Source organism: Rhodococcus sp. IEGM 1302, from assembly GCF_030056935.1.
GTDB lineage: Bacteria > Actinomycetota > Actinomycetes > Mycobacteriales > Mycobacteriaceae > Rhodococcus_F > Rhodococcus_F qingshengii.
On the sequence record NZ_JASHKY010000004.1, the window covers coordinates 1 to 18967 of the forward strand.

Consider the following 18967-nt stretch of genomic DNA (forward strand, 5'->3'; position numbering starts at 1 on the left):
GGTGTCCACCACGTGGTGGACACCAACAGCCGTGTCTATTCAGTTGTCGCGGCTATCGATTCTCCAAGCCGGACAACACTTCTAACCCATGACGGTCCCGGTCGACTCGGCATTGGGTGCCCGAAGGCGGGAGAATGCGCCGAGGTCGATTTCGAGCCCGGTGTGCATCCCGACATAGGTCAGGGGATCAGCGTCGTGATCGTGTCCAGCTTCCACCTGGTCGATGATCCTGGACATGAGGCGCCCAGCGATGGGCGCATTTTTGAATTGGTTCCCGCTGGTGCCCATGGCGACGTAGAAACCTTGCCTGTCTGTCTTGTCATAGATCGGGGTCCAGTCGGATGCTGCGTCGTACACGCCGGCAATACCTTTCGGTTGTGACGGGACCTCCAGGGTGGGGAAACGCCTGGCGGCGCGGAAAACCTGCGCTTCGAACCGGGCAACAGTGCGATTCGGGTTGGCGGTATCAGGATCGTCGATCCACTCGAGCGGATCGCAATCCGGTTCGGTTCCGCCGACAAGGAAACCGTTTCCAGGTTCGGCTCGCATGTAGGTTCCGAGATCCAAATCGGCGATCATCGGGCCGAGGATCTCGTCGTCGTTGTAGCCAGTGGGTGCGGTGACGTGATGAACTTCCTGGCGCAAGGGCCGAACCGAAACCTTGAAGTCGGCCCCGACGTTCGACAGCTTGTTGAACGCTCCTGACCAGGGGCCGGCGGCATTGACGACAATCTTGGATTTCACACTTTCCCCGTCGTCGAGCCCTAGCTGCCAGATGCCGTCAGGCAACTGCTCGACTGCCACTACACGCGTGTTGTATGCGAAAACCGCACCGTGCGAACGTGCTGCCGCAGCAAGATTCGCGGCAGCCAGTTGCGGGTCGTCGACGAACCCCGCCTGAGGTGTGTACAGCGCGCCGAGCGTGGTTTCGGCATCTGCGAAGAAGGACTCCGAGTCGACTGGCTTCGGAGGATAGTATTTGCCGGCGTCGATACCGGGAATCTTCTCGACGAGTGTCGTTGCGTCCCAGAGCTGGTAATCGATTCCTATCTTCTCGAATAATCCGATCGTGCGCGCGTGGGGCGCGACGTCGACATCGAGCAGTGCCATCCCGCATTGCCGAAACTTCGCAAGCGCGCCGTCGACTGTCGCGTTGAGATGCTCGTTCCAGTTTTGCCAGCAATGCAGCGACTCCCAAGCCGCAGCCATACCGTCGAATGTGGAGTAGTTGAACCGGATAACCGCACTGGATGCACTGGTCGAGCCGTAGCCCGGACCACCAGACTTGTCGATGACCAGGACTTCGTAACCTCGAGCGGCCAGTTCGTAGGCGATGGAGCTGCCGATCACTCCAGCTCCGACCACAACTGCATCGGTCTTGTCGGTAGGCACTTTCGGCCTCTCTTTCTACTGATGGCTTTGCCGGATCGAAAGCACAGCTGTTCGATCCGGCAAGCTTGGGTTCTGGTAATTCCGACGCCGTCGACTTCCTCTGGAGAGCTTCATCCCGACTTCTCGGATTCGGCTCTGTCTTAATGAATTTGGCACCTGAAAGTCCAGAGGTGTTCGTCGTCCTCAACTCTCTCGTGGCGGCCATCGGAACGCTATCGACAGCTGCGCAAAAAATCACAGCCGTGGCGCGTCCGTTGTCAGAAATGTTTCGTCGGGCTGCCCTGCGTGGCAGACCAGTTTTTTCGTTTCCGGAATCCCTCGCCACAGAATGGGAAGTGCGATCAAAGCGATGGCGGTCGCGTAGAAGGCAGGCGACAGATCGCTTCCAGTGGCGTTGACCAGTGCTGCGCACACCAGCGGCGCAGTTCCTGCAAAGAGCGCATATGCGATGTTGTAGGGGATTGCCGTGCCGGTGAATCGAGCATGCGTCGGCATCATTTCGAGGATTACGAGCAAAGCGGCCGCGAGTAAGGAAAGCGCGAGGACCAGAGCAGCCAGTGCAATGGCAATCGCGAAAATGTTTCCGGTACCGATGAGCATGTAGCTGGGCACCGAGACGAAAACTGACATCACCATGCCGATTCTGACGAGTGGCCTCCGGCCGATTCGGTCGACTGTGGCGCCGAAGAAGATGAACAGCGGTACTGCGAGAACCAAAGCGCCGGTTGTCATCAGCAGTGCAACCGTGCTCGGAACATCGGCTGAGAGAACCAGAAATGTCGGCATGTAGCCGAGCAGCATATGAGTAACGACACCGAGCGAGGCGAAGTACACGAAGGACGTGAGCAGAGTCCGCCAGTGATTGCGGAACAGATCTGCGAGTGGGCGGGTTGGAAGGGAATCGTTTTCTTGCATTTCCTTGAACGCCGGAGTCTCCTCGACGGCAAGCCTCATGAACAGGCCCACCATGGCGACAACGCCTCCGATGATGAACGGCCAACGCCATCCTCCGTCGGCGAAGTGCTCAGCGCCGACCGAGCTGAATGACAAGACTGTGACCGTGGCCAAGATACTGCCGACGAACGACGAAGAGCTGATAATCCCCGCGTACAAGCCTCGGCGGTGAGACGGCGCATGCTCGACGACGAAGGTTGCCGCTCCGGTGTATTCGCCGCCGGCCGAGAATCCTTGAACCAATCGGCACAGCAGCAGCAACAGCGGTGCTGCAACACCGATCGAAGCGTACGTCGGTAGGAGACCGATTGCCGCTGTCGAGCAGCCCATGAGCGTAATTGCCAGGGACAATGATCTCCGTCGGCCGAGGCGGTCACCAAGCCGTCCGAAGAATATGCCGCCGGCAGGTCTGGCCAAGAAGGCGACTCCGTAAAGAGCGAAGGTGGCAAGCAGTGCGCCACTGCCGAACTCCGGAGGGAAGAACACTGTCGCGAGAACTGCGGCAGTGAAGCCGTAGATCGTGAAATCGAACCATTCGACGATGTTGCCTGTCGCCCCGGCGATCAGGGCCCTACGGCGCGCCGATCGACGTCCAGGTGACGTCTCGGTTTGATGCTCTACAGGAGCATTTGCTGTGCCGGTCATGATGATTCCTCTCGGGATATGCTGAATGGCAACGGCTTTGCGATATCACGGTCACCGATGTCATTCGAGGTATTCGACATTGAAAGAGGTCGGTGGGATTCGATGTTGAACTGGCGACCGAAGGTCGTTTGTCGATTTCGGGTCGGAGGCGACTTCGTCTGAGGGAGATCGTGCCGGCCGGCCTCGCTCCCCATTACGCAAATCCCACGGCTGCAACAGATCTCGTCACTGCCACGTCTGCCGGTTTGCGGACCGAGTGAAGACGTCACGGGTCTCGGGTGCTTGGCATGAAGCGAGCCTATGGTGCGAAAGTTAGTTGCATCACTGTCATGTGTTCAATTTTCTACGTAGAAATTTGGGCATATGTTGCAAACCGGAGAGGGGGCTCGTACAGTTCGACCATGGTCGGAGAACTGCAGCATTTGGTGGACACTACCGGGCGCCGACTGGACCGTTCCGTTGCGATCGATGATGTACAGATTCGTCTGCTCGCGTACAACTCGCATGACAGTGCCGTCGATTCAGTCAGAATGAATTCCGTTCTACAGCGGAATGTTTCACGCGAGATCGTAGACTTCATCTACGCGAGTGGAGGCCGTGAAGCCCTCGATCTCTTCACTGTTCCCGTCAACGAAGAACTAGGGCTGACCCTTGGCCGGGTCGGGATGCCGATCCGGTACCGCAATGCGCTGCTGGGCTTCGTCTGGCTGTTGACTTCGGAGGGCGAAGTTGACGAGGATCAAGCCGAGGTCTTGAGGCGCACGGCTGATGCGGCAGCGATGATCCTCCACCGCGAACAGTTGCTGGACGAGTTGTCCCGAAGTCGGGAGCGGGAACTTACTCGAGACGTCCTGTCGGGCGAGCGGTCGCTGCGCGAGGACGCGGCAAACAGGTTGGCCGAGGAGGGCTTGTTGGCTGCGGGTCCAGCAGTCGTGGTCACTGTGTTGCTCCGTCCTGGCGACCAGTCGACATTGACCGAAAGAGATCGTCTGAGTGTTGCCGTCGGCGTCGATCAGCTTCGACGGAGGCTCCCGCGGAACAGTGCAATCCAACTCGACCGCCCCGACCACAGTCTGTTGATCGTATCGGTGGCCGAACGCTCGACTCAAACCCATCTGGACTCGCTGATCGTGGCAGCCCGGGAGCGAGTCTTGTCTGAAAGTGGGCGCCAGAACATCGAATGTTGGGTCGGTATCGGTGAACCGCGAACCTCGGTTGCACACGTGCGCGAATCCTACGAAGAGTCCAGACGTTCCGCAGATGTGGCCCAGGTCGTCAAGATGCTCGGAAATGTTGTGCGTTATCGGGATCTCGGCGTCTACGGACTACTGGCCGAACTGTCGGAGGATCGACTCGAGAACAGTATTCACTCAGGTTTGCAGTCCTTGCTCAGCCATGAGGACTCGAAAAGTGAGGCTCTTCTCGCGACGCTGGAGAGCTTTTTGGACAATGCCGGTGACGTAAAGCGAACGTCAGAGGCGCTCTGTGTGCATCGAGGGAGCTTGTACTATCGCTTGCGGCGAATTCAGGAGATAACACGAGCAGACTTGGCAAACGGCGACGACCGGTTGGCCTTGCATTTGAGCCTGAAAGTCGCGCGGCTGTTGGATCTCCGATGATCCCGATCCGAGAAGAGGGGACTGCGGAAGAATCCAGCGGCTCAACGTAGTTGGCGGCTTTCGATCGTCAAGCATGATGGTTCTGGGGTGGGAAAGGAAGCGCGTCGTACATCGGCCGGGGTGGGTTGGCTTGACCTGCTGAGACGTTCATACGTTTGATCGGGCACCTTCTATCCTCCTGTCGGCAGATGCGGCGGAGTGCAACTTTTTCGGGCATTGAAAGTGCAGAATCGTCCAGATGGGTGTCGAGCTGCGTGAAGAACGCGCGTTTTTGCAAACCGAAATGACGACGAATTTGGTCTGAGTTCGGTCCCCCGGTACGCAGATGTTCGCGCGCGAACTGGACTATTTGTTGCCGACTGCAAACAGGGGATCTAGCATCCATTCGCGTTGGCTCCCTTTATCGTTGGATTGGATCAGATACCTGAGTCGGTGCGATTCGTATGCACCCCTTCACCGCAGGTCTGGTCTGATCTTTCCGAAGTCGGAGTCGCGAAGATACATGCAGTTGTTCGAGATCGTTCCCCCGAAATTGAACAAACGCGCCAGACTGGATTGTGGCCATCGAGGCTGTACGTCTATCCATTTGCTGGTTGCTGAGCCGGCTGGTCAGTACGACACTGAACCGGTGATGTTGCCGGCCTATCGCCAAACGGTGAAGTGGTTTTGCCAGGAGAACGACACGTTTTTGCCGGCATTCGAGACGACGACTCCGCGCGGATCGACCTCTGGCGGAAGGGGGACCGACCACATCATCTTTCCGTCGCGAGCCCTGATCGAATGCATGCCGGTGTAGTCGCTGAAAACGAAGTGATCGCCATCAGTCGCACCGCTTCGAACCCAGTACGCGTCTTGCCAGGGTGTTTGCCACAGTTGTCGGCCACTCTCGACGTCGAGACCCGAGATTGTGCGGGTCTCCGGCGACGTGACGAGGATTGTTTTTCCTACCACTGCGGCGATGGTGCTTCCTGTCCCGGCCGTCGCGGTGTTGACGATTTGTGAACTGCGCCAGAGTTCGTCACCCGACTCCGGATCGTAGGCGCCGTCGCCGAGAAACATCGGCACCGCCGTCGAGGGCTTACTCGGGTAGGACGACGATGAGTACGAGGGAATCGGTATCGCACGAATCGTGGATCCGTCGGAAGCCAAGAGGTTTTGGGTTCCGGCATATCCCGACCGGCCGCCGACACTGGTGAGGAACAATCCGTTCCCGGTAGGGACAAGCGAATCGCCCTCGAATCGGAATCGCTCGGCGCCGGAATCCAGATCGTAGATTCGATAGCGGTACTGCGGGTCCCCGCCATCGCCCTGTTCCATCGCAATGACAGTGTCGGTGTGAGGGACCGTGTAGACGGCTCCGAACTTCTCACTTGGTTCGAAGGTACGCACGAAGTTGGCAGTCAAATTGGTTGTGGTGCCGCTGGCAAGAATTCGTGTTCGAACCGTTCCGTCCATCCTTTCGCCGGACGTGTACACGGTGTCTCCGGCGATGGTGGCGCCATTGAGATCGAAGTCGGTTCCGAGGTCGGACATCAGAGTTCCGGTCGCGGTATCGACAAAGATCATCCGTCGATCGCCCCAGCACGCGATGATCGTGGATTCGTTCTGCTGACTGCACTGGCCGATGACTCCGCCGATTCGCGTTTTCCACAGCGGACTTCCGTCGTCGGGATTCACCCCGACGAGTGTGACGGCACCGACTCCCTGACTCGACGAAGACTCGTCGGTCTTGGGAAGCGGATAAGCAGTCGCGGCCACCAGCACGTCACCGACTTGGTACGTGTTGCCGTAGCCGTAGTAGCTATCGAGCGTGGAAGGCATCGACAGCAGCACGTCCCCGGGGTTGTCCGTGAGCGCTCGGACATCGAGTTCCCAGGCTTGTTGCGGAGGATCGGAGAGGTCTACGTCGACAACGCCTTGCTCGACGATCGGACCGCCTGTCTTCTGCTTCGGCCATGCCGCATCACTGGAGTCGGAGATTACCGATACGACGATGAACGCGATCGCCAAGAGCAATGCCAGTCCGAGTGCGACCAGTTTCCAATGTTCCTTCAACCGAAGCTGCATCGAAAGACCGTAACCGATCGATCAAACTGATCGGTTCGTTTCGCGGACGGCCGGCACGATGTCGATCGCGAGATCGAGCCCACGTGCTCGGTGTGACGAAGTGTGGTGGCCTCGTACGCACGAGACCACCACACCGACGGCGTCAGACGTAAGGCGAGTACGCCGGAAGATCCAACTGACCGTTGCCGGACAGCCCGATCACGATCACCTCGGGTTCGGTGACGGCACGGGCGTGAGCGATAGCGCCGGCAACCGCGTGGGTGGATTCCGGAGCCGGGATGATTCCTTCGGCGCGGGCGAAAATCAGACCTGCCTGGAGTGCGTCGTCCTGATCGACGGCAATTGCATCCATGAGTCCGAGGTTGACCGCGTGCGAGACCATCGGCGACATGCCGTGGTAGCGGAGGCCACCGGCATGGATGGCCGGCGGTACGAAATCCTTACCCAGAGTGTGCATCTTGAGCAGCGGCGTCAGGCCGGCGACATCACCGAAGTCGTAGCGGTACTCGCCCTGGGTGAGGGACGGGCATGCCGACGGCTCGCAGGCGACCAGACGAGTCTTGGTGCCTTCGCGAAGGTTTCGTCCCAGGAACGGGAAGGTGAGTCCGGCGAGGTTGGAACCGCCACCGGCGCAACCGAACACGGTGTCGGGGACGGCGTCGCCGGCTTCTTCGAGCTGGACCATTGCTTCCTGACCGATCACGGTCTGGTGCAGCATGACGTGGTTCAGCACGCTACCGAGTGAGTAGTGCGTGTTCGGATCCTGCGCAGCGACCTCGACGGCCTCGCTGATGGCCATACCGAGCGAGCCGGTGGTGTCGGGATGCGACTTCAACAGTGCGCGTCCGGCTTCCGTCAGGTCCGAAGGCGACGGGTGACAGATTCCGCCGTACGCCTCCATCTGGATGCGTCGGTACGGCTTCGAATCGAAGGACGAGCGAACCTGCCATACCTCGACGTCGAGTCCGAGCAGCGCGCCCGCGAACGACAGCGACGCACCCCACTGTCCCGCACCGGTTTCGGTGGTGAGCTTGGTGGTTCCCTCGATTGCGTTGTAGTAAGCCTGCGCGACAGCAGTATTCGGCTTGTGTGAACCGACCGGGCTCACGCCTTCGTACTTGTAGTAGATGCGGGCAGGTGTGCCGAGAGCGCGCTCGAGTCGGTGCGCGCGGAACAGGGGAGAGGGCCTCCACATGCCGTAGATCTCGCGAACCGTCTCCGGGATCTCGATGTAGCGCTCGGTTGCGACTTCCTGCGCGATGAGGTTCATCGGGAACAGCGGCGCCAAGTCCTCGGGGCCGAGCGGCTCACGAGTGCCCGGATGCAGGTGCGGGGGAACAGGCTCGGGGAGGTCAGCCGCCAGGTTGTACCAGTGCGTCGGCACTTTCGACGGGATGGAGACGCCCAAAGGCTCGAGCGAACGGTTGAGTGGGGTGGTGGTCAACTAACTCTCCTTCGTGGATTCGGTACCTGATCTTGGCGGTCGTAGCGACGACGCGTACGGCATTTGCCGGATCGGGGATCCTGAGAGGAGCCTGCTGGACCACCCGATATCGGTCCGGGCAGCACGCAGTTGCGGCTGACCGTCAGCGGTCGGGCCACCAGAGGTGCGCAGTGAGCAGGGTCACGAGCCGATCGTACATCGGCACTCGCACCCTGCTCACGTCGGGCGCAGCTACATTCTCGCCATCCTCCGTCGGCGCGGCTACATTCTCGCCATCCTTCGTCGGCTCAGCGAAAAATCATGCACGTCGTGGTTCCATGCGCCACCAACTTGCCGTTTTTGTCGAGGACCTTGCCCTCTGCCGTCGCGGTACGCCCGCCCACGTGAATGACGCTGCCGTGGGCTGTCAGTTCGTCACCGTCGAGAGGCACCGTGCGGATGTAGTTGAGCTTGAGTTCGAGGGTCGTGTAGCCGACGCCGGCCGGAAGCATCGTGTGTACCGCGCAGCCCATGACCGAGTCGAGCAGCGTTGCGCAGATGCCGCCGTGCACAGTGCCGAGCGGGTTGCTGAAATCGGCGCGCGGGGTCAGGGCGAAGCTCACGGATCCTTCGTTGACCTCGCGCATCTCCATGCCGAGGAGGCGTCCGATGCTGGGTCGGTCGTTGACCTGCGTTCCCATCCAGCGGAGAAGTTCGAGGCCTGTCATCTGCGCCGGATCGACGGTCGCGGTTGTCTCGTCACTCATTGTTTCATCCCATCGCTATGTAGGTCGTCATACATAACGTAGCGTATGAGTCGACAGGTGTACCGACGGCCGAAGGATCTGTGACATGGCAGAGCTGAGCTCACGTGATCGCATGATTCGCAGTGCGGTTGAACTGATCAGCCGCAACGGTGTCGACGCGACGTCCTTCAGCGACGTCATCAAGCACAGCGGCGCACCCCGTGGGTCGATCTACCACCACTTTCCTGGCGGTAAGACCGAGTTGATGGTCGAAGCCGTGCGCGCGGCCGGTGCGATCATCACCAGACGGATCAGCTCGGCTGCGGCTACCGGTTCCACGGCCGACGTGATCGAAGCGGTCGGAGACATCTGGCGACTCAATCTCACACGCTCGGACTTCGCGATCGGCTGCCCGGTGATTGCCGGCGGGTTGGCGCGTGCCAGTGAGCCAGAAGTCGCGGAAGTGTCGGCTGAGGTCATGCTGGGATGGCAGAAGTTGATCGAATCGCAACTCGAAACTGCGGGTTATCCTGCAGTGCAGGCAAAATCGATGGCAAACCTGACGATCACGTCGGTCGAAGGTGCAGTGGCGGTGTGCCAGACGACTCGAAGTATCGAGCCGCTCGAACAGGTCATCGCTTCACTGCAGGGGCTCTCTCGTTCTGAGGCTTGGTCCCGCTGAGCCTTCGGGGGTTGACTTCGGTCGTCAAGTATCCGTAACTTCATGTAACGGCTAATTGGGCAGGAGTAGGCGATGACACATTGGTTCGACCTCGAACCGGTCGGTGTCGATTTCTTCGACACGGCACCGCATATCTTCACGTACTCGATCGATCTCGCCGCCGAACCTGACGCCGTCTGGGCCGGTCTGACCGCCGACGAGCCTTTGTCGTGGTGCCGACTGCTCACAAAAGTGCACTACACCTCGCCGCGCCCCTACGGCGTCGGCACGCGCCGAATCGCGGAGGTGGGCGGCGGTGCGATGCAGATGCGCGAAAAGTTCATCACCTGGGACGACGAAACGCGTCGGCACTCGTTTTACGTCGAACAGTCCAATGTTCCGCTGTTCCAATCCTTCGCGGAGGACTACCGCGTCGACGAGCTCGCAGTGGGTTCGAGACTGCAGTGGAATTTTGCATTCTCGCCGCGTCCGAAGCTGTCGCTCGCGGTGCGCGGCGGGCTACCGGTCAACTCGCTGATCTTCTCGAGCTTCGTGCGCGATACCAAGCGGCACTTCGGTTCTGCGCCACGCCATTGACTTTCTTCCCTTCATACGAGAGGCATCCATGACCACGCTCGGAGAATCATTGACTTTGCCCTGCGGGCAGATCCTGCGGAATCGGACCATGAAAGCTGCGCTCAGCGAGGCTCTGGGTGACCGCACTCATGGACCGTCCACTCGCTTGGAAACGCTGTACGGTCGTTGGGGCAGTGGCGGGTTCGGTTTGCTGATCACCGGCAATGTCATGGTCGATCGATCGCAGATCGCCGAACCGGGCAATGTCGTCGTCGACGACGATCGTGATGCCGAAGCACTGACTGCCTGGGCCAAGACCGCCAAGAACGGCGGCGCCGAGATCTGGATGCAGCTGAACCACCCAGGGCGGCAATCCAACCCGATTGCCAGCAGAGGTAGACCGGTCGCCCCGAGCGCGATCGCGCTGAAGATTCCGGGAATGGCGACGCCGCGAGAACTCTCGACCGCTGAGATCGACGAGATCATCGACAAGTTCGCGGAAACCGCTCGCGTCGCCGAGTCCTCCGGCTTCGGGGGCGTGCAGATACACGCAGCGCACGGTTATCTTGTTGCGCAGTTCCTTTCGCCCTTGTCCAATCAGCGGACGGACGAGTGGGGTGGAGATCCTGAGCGTCGACGACGCTTTCTGATCGAGATCGTTCGGCGCATACGCTCTGCCGTTGCTCCGGGATTCGCGGTCTCGGTCAAGCTCAACTCGGCTGATTTCCAACGAGGTGGATTCTCGGAAGACGAGTCGCGAGAAGTAGTGCGCGCGTTGACCGAAGAGTCGGTGGATCTCATCGAGATCAGCGGTGGCAGTTATGAATCGCCGGCCATGATGGGTAAAGCGCAGAAGCAGAGCACTCGCGATCGAGAGGCATATTTCCTCGAGTACGCCGAGACAGTCCGAGCGATTGCCGGCGACATTCCCTTGGCGGTCACCGGCGGCTTCCGCTCGCGATCGGCGATGGTCGAGGCACTGGCTTCCGGCGCGTGCGACGTGATCGGCCTCGGCCGGCCGACGATCACGATCCCCGACGCGGCAACCGTTCTCCTGGAATCGGATCGGGAACGATTGACCGTGCCGACTGTTGAGTTCGGAGCGCGGAAGTTGTTGGGGAAGGTTGCCGACATCTCGATGCTCGACGGTGCACTCGACCTGCAGTGGCATACCGATCAGCTGCACCGGATGGGCGACGGAAGCGAGCCGGATCCGGCTCGGCCGTGGTGGAAGACCCTCGGAACGATGGTGAGGCGAAACGGATTCGATGCGCTTCGCCCCACCAAACGAGCGGCTTGATCAGTTCGGTGCACCGATGTTGAGTTCATCGGGATGCGCGCCGACGCGGGTACCGTCGTCGAGAGTGTCGATTTCGCTCAGGTCGAGATCGGTGAGTTCGAAGTCGAATACGTCGATGTTCTGAGCGATTCGAGCATCGTGTACGGATTTCGGGATGACGATCAGGCCGTTCTGAAGGTGCCAACGGATCAGGACCTGCGCGGCAGTCTTGCTGTGGCGGTCACCGATTCGTGTGATGATCGGGTCGGTGAGCAGGGTGTTGGGCTTGGACGCCTTACCCCAACCTGCGTTACTGGTACCGCCGAGTGGGCTCCACGATTCGACCTTGATCCCGTGCTCGGCGGCCTTGTCGCGAATGGCGTGCTGCGTGAGGTGCGGGTGCAGTTCCACCTGATCGACTGCGGGCAACAATCCACCGCGTTCGACGAGAAGCTGCAGATGATGCGGCTCGAAGTTGCACACCCCGATTGCCTTGGCGCGGCCCGATTCCGCGATCTTTTCGAGTGCGTCCCACGTGCGGAGGAGTCGGTCGTTGTCCTGCAGAGGCCAGTGGATGAGGTAGAGATCGACGTAGTCGACGCCCAGCTTGTCGATGCTGGTGTCGAAAGCCTTCAACGCCGGCTCGTAGCCCTGATCCGCATTCCACAGCTTCGTGGTGAGGAAGATGTCCTCTCGCGCGACGGACGAGTTGGCGATACCTCGTCCGACGCCCTCTTCGTTTCCGTAGGCGGCAGCGGTGTCGATGTGCCGGTAGCCGGCCTCGTCGAGTGCGAACCGTACTGCATGCTCGGTTTCGTCGTTGGTGGCCTGCCAGACTCCGAGGCCGAGTTGCGGGATCGTGGTTCCGGAATTCAGCGTGATGTCAGGAATGCTCATGGATCAAGGCTAGCGATCTCGAGCTGTCCTTGCCTGGGTCAGAGCTGCCTGGGTCAGAGCTGCCTGGGTCAGAGAGTGGTAGCCGAGTACCCATGCGCCGCTGCAACACTGTCGGACAGGAGCAGGCCGTCGTGTGTGCTCAGACCTGACCCCAGGCCGGGAACTGTCGCGACCGCGTCCTTCCACCCCTTGTTTGCCAATGCGACGACGTACGGAAGCGTCGCGTTGGTGAGTGCGTAGGTGGACGTACGGGGGACGGCTCCGGGCATGTTCGCAACGCAGTAGAAGACCGAACCGTGAACCTGGTACGTCGGATCAGCGTGCGTGGTCGCGTGTGAATCCTCGAAGCAGCCTCCCTGGTCGATGGCGATGTCGACCAGGACAGAACCCGGCTTCATACGCGCCACCAGGCTGTTGGAGACGAGAGTCGGCGCCTTCGCCCCGGGGACCAGCACCGCGCCGATGACGAGGTCGGCGTCGAGTACAGCCTGTTCGAGTTCGAGGCTGTTGGACGTGATGGTCTTGACCTGGCCGTGGTAAAGCTCGTCGATTTCCCGCAGGCGCGCGATCGACAGGTCGAGAACGGTGACGTCGGCCTGCATGCCGTAGGCCACGGCGATGGCGTTCTTGCCGGAGACTCCCGCACCGATCACCACGACCTTGGCGGGGCGCACTCCGGGTACGCCGCCCATCAGCACTCCGCGTCCGCCGCCGTGACGCATCAAGTGATAGGCGCCCGCCTGCGGTGCCAGGCGTCCGGCTACTTCACTCATCGGGGCGAGGAGGGGCAGTGAACCGTCGGAACCGACAACTGTTTCGTAGGCGATGGAGGTGGTCTTCGACGTCAGGAGCGCGTCGGTGCATTCCTTCGACGCCGCCAGGTGCAGGTAGGTGAAGAGAACCTGATCCTTACGGAGTCGCGAATACTCTTCTGCAATAGGTTCTTTGACCTTCAGGAGTAGATCTGCGTCCGTCCAGACCTGATCGGCAGATCCAAGGATCTGCGCGCCCGCGGCCTTGAAATCCTCGTCACTGAACGAGGAGCCGACGCCTGCACCCGTTTCGATGACGACTTCGTGTCCTCGGCCGACCAGTTCGTGGACGCCTGCTGGGCTGATGGCCACGCGGTACTCGTGGTTTTTGATCTCGCGGGGGATTCCGACCTTCATGACACGGCTCCGAACTGAGTCTGTTGTTTCTTCGAATGGCAGGTGCCAAGCATGAAGTTTCGTCGCCAGATAGTGAAGAGAAGTGAAGATAATTCTCTAGGCTGTATTCATGGTGCGCGAAAGTTCAAAAATCGGTATTCAGACGGCCGCCTCGCCGAAGCATGTTCGGGCAGCAATGAAGTTGGACGAGATCGACCGGGTTCTGCTCGAAGAGCTGGCGAAAGACGCGAGGATTCCGAACAATGCGCTGGCTGCGATCGCGGGAATTGCGCCGTCGACATGCCTCGGCCGTGTGCGCGCCTTGGTGGACAACGGCGTGATCAGGGGATTTCACGCGGACATCGACCCCGCCGCTCTCGGAATGGATCTGCAGGCGATGATCGCAGTTCGACTGCAGGCCAACGCACGGTCGCACCTCAACCGGCTCGGCGACGATTTCGCCAAGCTGGACTCCGTGCTCAACGTGTACTTCGTTGCCGGTGTCGACGACTACATGCTGCACGTCGCAACGACGGATTCGGCGCAGTTGCGTGACTTCGTCGTCAACAATCTCTCGGCACATCCAGCGGTTGCTGCGACCGAGACGATTCTGATCTTCGAACACGTCAGGCCTCGAGGCGGTACTGCCTGATTAGTTCTCACCTGATGGCGGGTCGACGCCCGGACCAGGCGTTCTCGAGGAGTTCGCTCAGGCCCGGCGGGGTGATCTCACGCGGATTCGGATACGCGGCGGAGGTGGCGAGTTCGACTGCATTTTCGATTTGATCGTGACTCATTCCCAGTTCTCGCAGAGTGGTCGGTCCGCCGCACGCGGTGACGAGGTCGAAAACGCCGGTAGCGGCATCGGATGCGCCCAGAGCAGTCGCTATTCGCGACATCACATCCGGGACAGCAGGCGCGTTGAATGCCATCGCGTGGGGGAGGACAACGGTGTGGGTGGGAGCATGCGGCAAACCGAAGCTGCCACCGAGGGTGTGGCACAACTTGTGATGAAGCCCCATACCGACCGTGCCCAAGCAGGTTCCGGCTAACCAGGCTGCTTGCAGTAGTTCGGCCCTACCTTCCAGATTTTTCGGATCATCGACAATGCTCGGCAGCGCACGGGCGATCCCGGAGATCGCCTCGATCGCCATCAAGTCCGTGATCGGGTTGGACTCGGTGGAGTACAACGCTTCAACCGCATGCGCCATCGCGTTGACGGCACTGGTGACGGTGGTATCCAGCGGCAGATCGAGAGTGAGGTCGACGTCGTAGATGACGGTTTCCGGTCTGATGTGGGGAGAGGAGCGAGTTGTCTTGCGTCCGTTCTCTGTTTCACCCAACACCGGAGTGACTTCTGATCCCGCGTACGTTGTCGGAACGACGATCTGATCGAACCCCGCTCGTAGTGCCAATGCCTTGGACAACCCGGTTGCCGAACCGCCGCCGATCGCCACGACCGTGTCGACGTGATGGTTCTCGGCAAGTCTCAGCGCGGCTGTCGTGACTTCGATCGGAGTACGCATCACAGCGCCGTCGAAGCGGGCCACCGCCATGTCGCCGAGAGATTCGGTCACGGCGGCGGCAACCGCGTCGAGTCGACGACTTGCCAGCACCATCACTCGGCTACGGCCGAGCCGCCGCACTTCTTCGGCGATCGTATCGATCATCCCTTGGCCGAAGACAATTCGAGCCGGTGAAGCGTCGTACGAGAAGGGCTTCATGTCATCCCTGCGAAACGGTGGCGTGCATTTCCCAGACGATGACCTCTGCCCCGGTATCGGAGCTGAGCTGCTGACCTCCGCCGCCGGACACGCGTACCGCGTCACCTTGTTCGAGCACTCCGACGCCTTCCATGGCGGCCTGACCGTCGGCGACAAAAACGTGCAGGAACGGTGCGTCGGGCAGGGTCACGGGCTGTCCGGGTTGCAGACGCGCAACGTGCATCGCGGCGTACTTGTTCTTGATCCGGATTGCCGAGTGATCGGCGTACGCGTCCATGCCCGACGCGACGGGAACCAGTCCACCGGCAAGCAATTCGGCGTCGATCTCCAACTGCTCGTATCCGGGCGTGATTCCGGCCTCGTCGGGGACGACCCACATCTGGATGAAGTGAACCGGGTCGCTGTGCTTGTCGGAATGCGCACCCGCCACGTCACCGAGTCGCCACGAATCGTTCTTCTCCGAATGCAGGATTCCCGTTCCAGCGCTCATCCGCTGGGCGAGACCGGGGTAGATGACGCCCGAATGCCCCATCGAATCCTGATGTACGAGAGAACCTCTCAGTACCCAGGTGACGATCTCCATGTCCTGGTGCGGGTGGGTGTCGAATCCCATTCCGGGCGTGACGATGTCGTCGTTGTTGACCAGGAGAAGACCGTGGTGAGTGTTCTTCGGGTCGTAGTGATTGCTGAACGAGAACGAGTGCTTGGAGTCCAGCCAGCCGGCATTGGACTTGAAGCGATCCCCGGATCGACGGATATCGAGGTTCGGCTGCGACAGAGTGGAGGTCATGGTGTGCCTTCCGAATGGTATGGGGGAGAGCAAGTTTTCAGAGGACGTGATTGCCGTACATCTCACCGAGTGGGTCTGCGATCAGTTCGAGTCGAGCGCCGTCGGGATCGCGGAAGTACAGCGAAACCTCACTGTGCTCGATCAGTTCGACGCCGGCCTCGGTCAGTCTGGTACGTAGCTTCGCCCACTTGGCGGGTTCGACGCTGATCGCGATGTGGTGGAGGCCGCCGAGTACTTCTTGGTACGGGCCCACGTCGAGACCCGGGAAGTCGAAGAACGCCAGAAGGTTGCCATTGCCGATGTCGAAGAAGAAGTGCGAAGACCCGGGATAGTCACGGTTCTCGATCAACTCGGTGAGTGGGAATCCGAGGAGATCCTGGTAGAACTTCACGGTTCGTTCGACGTCACTGCTGATCAGGGCCGTATGGTGCAGGCCGCGTGCGGTCGATGCGGGTCGTTTGTCGGCGGGGAGCAGATGTCGATCCCTGATCTCGGCCCGGCGTTCCTCGAACTGCACTGCGTTGTTGTCGCTCATGGCGCCCGCCTCTCGGTTGAACCTTCTCTTCGAACAGGTAGTTGACTGATCAACTACATTGAGAATAGATCATTTGATTTCGTTGTCAACTACTTCGGATATGCTGGTGTCATGGAATCGACGCGGTGGTTGAGCGACTCGGAGCAAACGGCCTGGCGGGCTTACCTGGACTCGACCCGACTGCTCCAGCGTGTTCTCGATCAGCAGTTGGTGCGAGACTCCGACATTTCCTTCACCGATTTCGAACTGCTGGTCGCTCTCGCCGAAGCGCCCGGCCGGCAACTGCGCATGAGTGAGCTCGCCGACGCTGTGATGGCTACCCGAAGTGGTGTGACCAGGGCCGTCAATCGGCTGGTCGGTGCCGGGTGGGTGCGCCGGGTCGAGTGTGTCGACGACAAGAGGGGCGCTAATGCGGAGCTGACCGACTCGGGTGCCGAGAAATTGGCGTCGGCAAGCCCGGCGCATGTAGCCGCAGTACGGGAGAGCATGTTCGATCTGCTGAGCCCGCGGGATGTCGAGCGGTTGGGTGTGGTCTTCGGTGAGATGCGTCGGCACCTTCTCGAGGCCCAAGCAAGTAATTGACAGAGCAACGGCCCATGTCACGTAGTTGGTGAGGGCTGCGAACGGACTGCCATCATTGTCTGGTGACCCGTATTCGTATGTTCGCAACCGACCTCGACGGCACCCTGCTGCGCTCCGACCGAACGATTTCGGCGCGCACCGCGCAGGCCATGGAGAACGCGCGGCTCGCGGGGATCGAAGTTGTGTGGGCGACGGCCCGGGCCAGGCATTCGGTACACACGTTGGCGAGCTCGTGCGGATTTCGCGGTAAAGCTGTGTGTGCCAACGGAGCTGTCATTCTCGACCTGGCGGACGGGACTCCGGAGATCGTCGACACCGTTTCGATCGAAACATCTTTGGCTGCAACAGCTATGGAGCAGGTTCGTGCTCTGATTCCTGGCGTCGTGTTCGCGAACGTCGGACCCACGCAGTTCTTTGCCGAGCCGGAGTATGCCGCTCTGTGCGAGTTCGCGGACCATCACCGGCACCTGCACGAGATGGTGCTCGCCGATACGCTGCCGCTGGACGTGGAGCCGATGGTCAAGATCGTGGCCCGGCATGCCGAGGTTCCCAGCGCCGACCTGTACCGAACTGCGGTCGCTGCGGGCATCGAGGGTGTGGAGTTGACCCACTCCGGGGCTCCGTACATGGAAATGGCTGCAGCGGGCGTCTCGAAGGCCAGCGCTCTCGCGCAGTTGTGCGCGATCGACGGCATCGACGCGTCGGAAGTTGCCGCGGCCGGTGACGCCTTCAACGACGTTGCGATGCTGACCTGGGCCGGAACGGCTCTGGCGCCCGCCAACGCCAGAGCCGAGGTCATCGAGCTCGCCGACCGAATTTTGCCCACGAACGACGAGGACGGGGTGGCGAGCTACCTCGAAGAGCTGGTTGCGGGGAGCTAGTTCAGCTGCTGACGGCCTTGGGTCCGGTGCCGATACCGACTCCGCAGTCCGTCATGAATTCGGAGAAGACACGGTCGAAGCGATCCGGATAGTCAAGGTGCGGGAAATGCCCGGCGCGCTTGAATATCTCCACCCGCCCCAGCGGTAGTTCGGCGCGAGCATTCTCGGTGTGGGCGTTGGGGATGATGGTGTCTTCCTCGCCCCACACCAGTAGTGCCTGCAGGTTCTTGAAGTTGGCGAAATGCGGAGTGGCATTGACGGTTTGGCCGTTGTAGTTGATGACCGATCGCGCGGTCGCCAGAAATGCCTGACGTGTCGACGCGTCCGATACCGAAGCAAAGCTCTTACGGGCCTCACTCGCGCTGGCACCGAGCTTGAACAGGCCGATCTTGTTGAAAAGTCCGAGCGCTTTGTCCGTCACGTCGGTCAGCGTCCTGGACGCGAGAACGGGAAGTACCAGTTCGCTGCCGGGCAGAGTTGCCGCGCGCAGGAGTGGGCTCACCTCGGGGCCGAGTCCGCCGCTGGCCACCAGGCACAGCCGCTCCACACGCTCGGGGAAGAGATACAGCGTCTGCATCGCGATCCCACCACCGAGGGAGTGGCCGACGAGGGTGGCCGACGGAATGTCGAGGGCCTCGAGGAGGTCACGCACAGTGGCGGCGTGAGCGCTGAGTGAGTAGTCGCCGGCAGGCTTGTCCGACGCACCGTGTCCGAAGAGGTCAGGAGCGATGACACGGTAGTGGCGCGAGAGTGTCTCGATCTGCGGCTCCCAATTGGAGTGCGCGCCCAGTAGGCCGTGAATGAGCACCACAACGGGGCCACTGCCTTGGTCGACGTACTTGAGCTGGTCGCCGTGCAATACAACCGTCTGCAATTGGTCGGTTGCCATGATTGAACCTTTCGGAGCCGCCAGTGTCTGTGGCTGCTCGCGTGTTGTCGGACCGCACCCGCCCCGACGCGGATCCACGGGTATTTGTGACCGGGAGTAACCCCAGTTCCCTCAGTATGCCCACCGCGGGGCCCGATGTCGTCGCCATCGGGCGTGTTG

At 60.8% G+C, this 18967-nt stretch carries 18 protein-coding genes; 7 read left to right on the plus strand and 11 right to left on the minus strand.

The genetic code is table 11. From position 1 onward, the window contains the following. Positions 1-81: 81 nt before the first annotated feature. Positions 82-1392, minus strand: a complete 1311-nt coding sequence (locus QM609_RS09180) for an NAD(P)/FAD-dependent oxidoreductase (protein WP_003945449.1) — start codon at positions 1390-1392, stop codon at positions 82-84. 234 nt (positions 1393-1626) lie between these two features. After that, a complete protein-coding gene (locus QM609_RS09185) occupies positions 1627-2991 on the minus strand; it encodes an MFS transporter (protein ID WP_076948577.1) in 1365 nt (454 codons plus the stop codon). 401 nt (positions 2992-3392) lie between these two features. Here QM609_RS09185 and QM609_RS09190 point away from each other — a divergent pair, with 401 nt between their 5' ends. After that, entirely contained in the window at positions 3393-4610 is a 1218-nt protein-coding gene (locus QM609_RS09190) for a PucR family transcriptional regulator (RefSeq protein WP_283337271.1), read from the plus strand. A gap of 642 nt (positions 4611-5252) precedes the next feature. Here the strand turns inward: QM609_RS09190 and QM609_RS09195 are convergent. From QM609_RS09195 to QM609_RS09205, 3 genes are all read right to left on the minus strand, one after another. Then, positions 5253-6677, minus strand: a complete 1425-nt coding sequence (locus tag QM609_RS09195; protein ID WP_050656838.1) for an outer membrane protein assembly factor BamB family protein — start codon at positions 6675-6677, stop codon at positions 5253-5255. Between the two features lie 142 nt (positions 6678-6819). Continuing rightward, positions 6820-8121 carry a TrpB-like pyridoxal phosphate-dependent enzyme gene (locus QM609_RS09200; protein ID WP_003945451.1) on the minus strand — a complete coding sequence of 434 codons (1302 nt, stop codon included), beginning with the start codon at positions 8119-8121 and terminating at the stop codon, positions 6820-6822. A 287-nt stretch (positions 8122-8408) separates the two neighbouring features. Next, the gene (locus tag QM609_RS09205; protein WP_003945940.1) at positions 8409-8867 is read right to left on the minus strand and encodes a PaaI family thioesterase; all 459 of its coding nucleotides are present in this window, start codon (positions 8865-8867) and stop codon (positions 8409-8411) included. An 85-nt stretch (positions 8868-8952) separates the two neighbouring features. Here QM609_RS09205 and QM609_RS09210 point away from each other — a divergent pair, with 85 nt between their 5' ends. From QM609_RS09210 to QM609_RS09220, 3 genes are all read left to right on the plus strand, one after another. Continuing rightward, positions 8953-9528: a TetR/AcrR family transcriptional regulator gene (locus QM609_RS09210; RefSeq protein WP_007734151.1), complete on the plus strand. Its 576-nt coding sequence runs from the start codon at positions 8953-8955 to the stop codon at positions 9526-9528. 72 nt (positions 9529-9600) lie between these two features. Further along, positions 9601-10104: an SRPBCC family protein gene (locus tag QM609_RS09215; RefSeq protein WP_019746932.1), complete on the plus strand. Its 504-nt coding sequence runs from the start codon at positions 9601-9603 to the stop codon at positions 10102-10104. A 28-nt stretch (positions 10105-10132) separates the two neighbouring features. Continuing rightward, positions 10133-11383, plus strand: a complete 1251-nt coding sequence (locus QM609_RS09220) for an NADH:flavin oxidoreductase/NADH oxidase family protein (RefSeq protein ID WP_007734160.1) — start codon at positions 10133-10135, stop codon at positions 11381-11383. On the opposite strand, the gene QM609_RS09225 is transcribed toward QM609_RS09220, so the two are convergent. Further along, positions 11384-12259 carry an aldo/keto reductase gene (locus QM609_RS09225; protein WP_007734162.1) on the minus strand — a complete coding sequence of 292 codons (876 nt, stop codon included), beginning with the start codon at positions 12257-12259 and terminating at the stop codon, positions 11384-11386. A gap of 68 nt (positions 12260-12327) precedes the next feature. After that, entirely contained in the window at positions 12328-13428 is a 1101-nt protein-coding gene (gene ald / locus QM609_RS09230; protein WP_050655734.1) for an alanine dehydrogenase, read from the minus strand. A 109-nt stretch (positions 13429-13537) separates the two neighbouring features. Between ald and QM609_RS09235 the strand changes: the two genes are divergently transcribed. Beyond that, positions 13538-14059 carry an Lrp/AsnC family transcriptional regulator gene (locus tag QM609_RS09235; RefSeq protein WP_003945867.1) on the plus strand — a complete coding sequence of 174 codons (522 nt, stop codon included), beginning with the start codon at positions 13538-13540 and terminating at the stop codon, positions 14057-14059. A gap of 7 nt (positions 14060-14066) precedes the next feature. Here the strand turns inward: QM609_RS09235 and QM609_RS09240 are convergent, their stop codons facing one another. The 3 genes from QM609_RS09240 to QM609_RS09250 are packed head-to-tail and all read right to left on the minus strand — an operon-like array spanning position 14067 to position 16456. Then, entirely contained in the window at positions 14067-15131 is a 1065-nt protein-coding gene (locus tag QM609_RS09240; protein WP_050655735.1) for a maleylacetate reductase, read from the minus strand. Position 15132: 1 nt separating this feature from the next. Beyond that, positions 15133-15921 (minus strand): pirin family protein, encoded by a 789-nt coding sequence (locus QM609_RS09245; protein ID WP_020906267.1) that lies wholly within the window; start codon positions 15919-15921, stop codon positions 15133-15135. A 37-nt stretch (positions 15922-15958) separates the two neighbouring features. Then, on the minus strand, positions 15959-16456 hold the full coding sequence (locus QM609_RS09250; protein ID WP_007734170.1) for a VOC family protein: 498 nt from the start codon (positions 16454-16456) through the stop codon (positions 15959-15961). Between the two features lie 111 nt (positions 16457-16567). Between QM609_RS09250 and QM609_RS09255 the strand changes: the two genes are divergently transcribed. Both QM609_RS09255 and QM609_RS09260 read left to right on the plus strand, forming a co-directional pair. Then, positions 16568-17038 carry a MarR family winged helix-turn-helix transcriptional regulator gene (locus tag QM609_RS09255; RefSeq protein ID WP_007734171.1) on the plus strand — a complete coding sequence of 157 codons (471 nt, stop codon included), beginning with the start codon at positions 16568-16570 and terminating at the stop codon, positions 17036-17038. 62 nt (positions 17039-17100) lie between these two features. Then, positions 17101-17919: an HAD family hydrolase gene (locus QM609_RS09260; protein ID WP_003945542.1), complete on the plus strand. Its 819-nt coding sequence runs from the start codon at positions 17101-17103 to the stop codon at positions 17917-17919. Position 17920: 1 nt separating this feature from the next. Here QM609_RS09260 and QM609_RS09265 read toward each other — a convergent pair whose 3' ends face one another. Next, positions 17921-18808: an alpha/beta fold hydrolase gene (locus QM609_RS09265; RefSeq protein WP_007734173.1), complete on the minus strand. Its 888-nt coding sequence runs from the start codon at positions 18806-18808 to the stop codon at positions 17921-17923. Between the last annotated feature and the right edge of the window lie 159 nt (positions 18809-18967).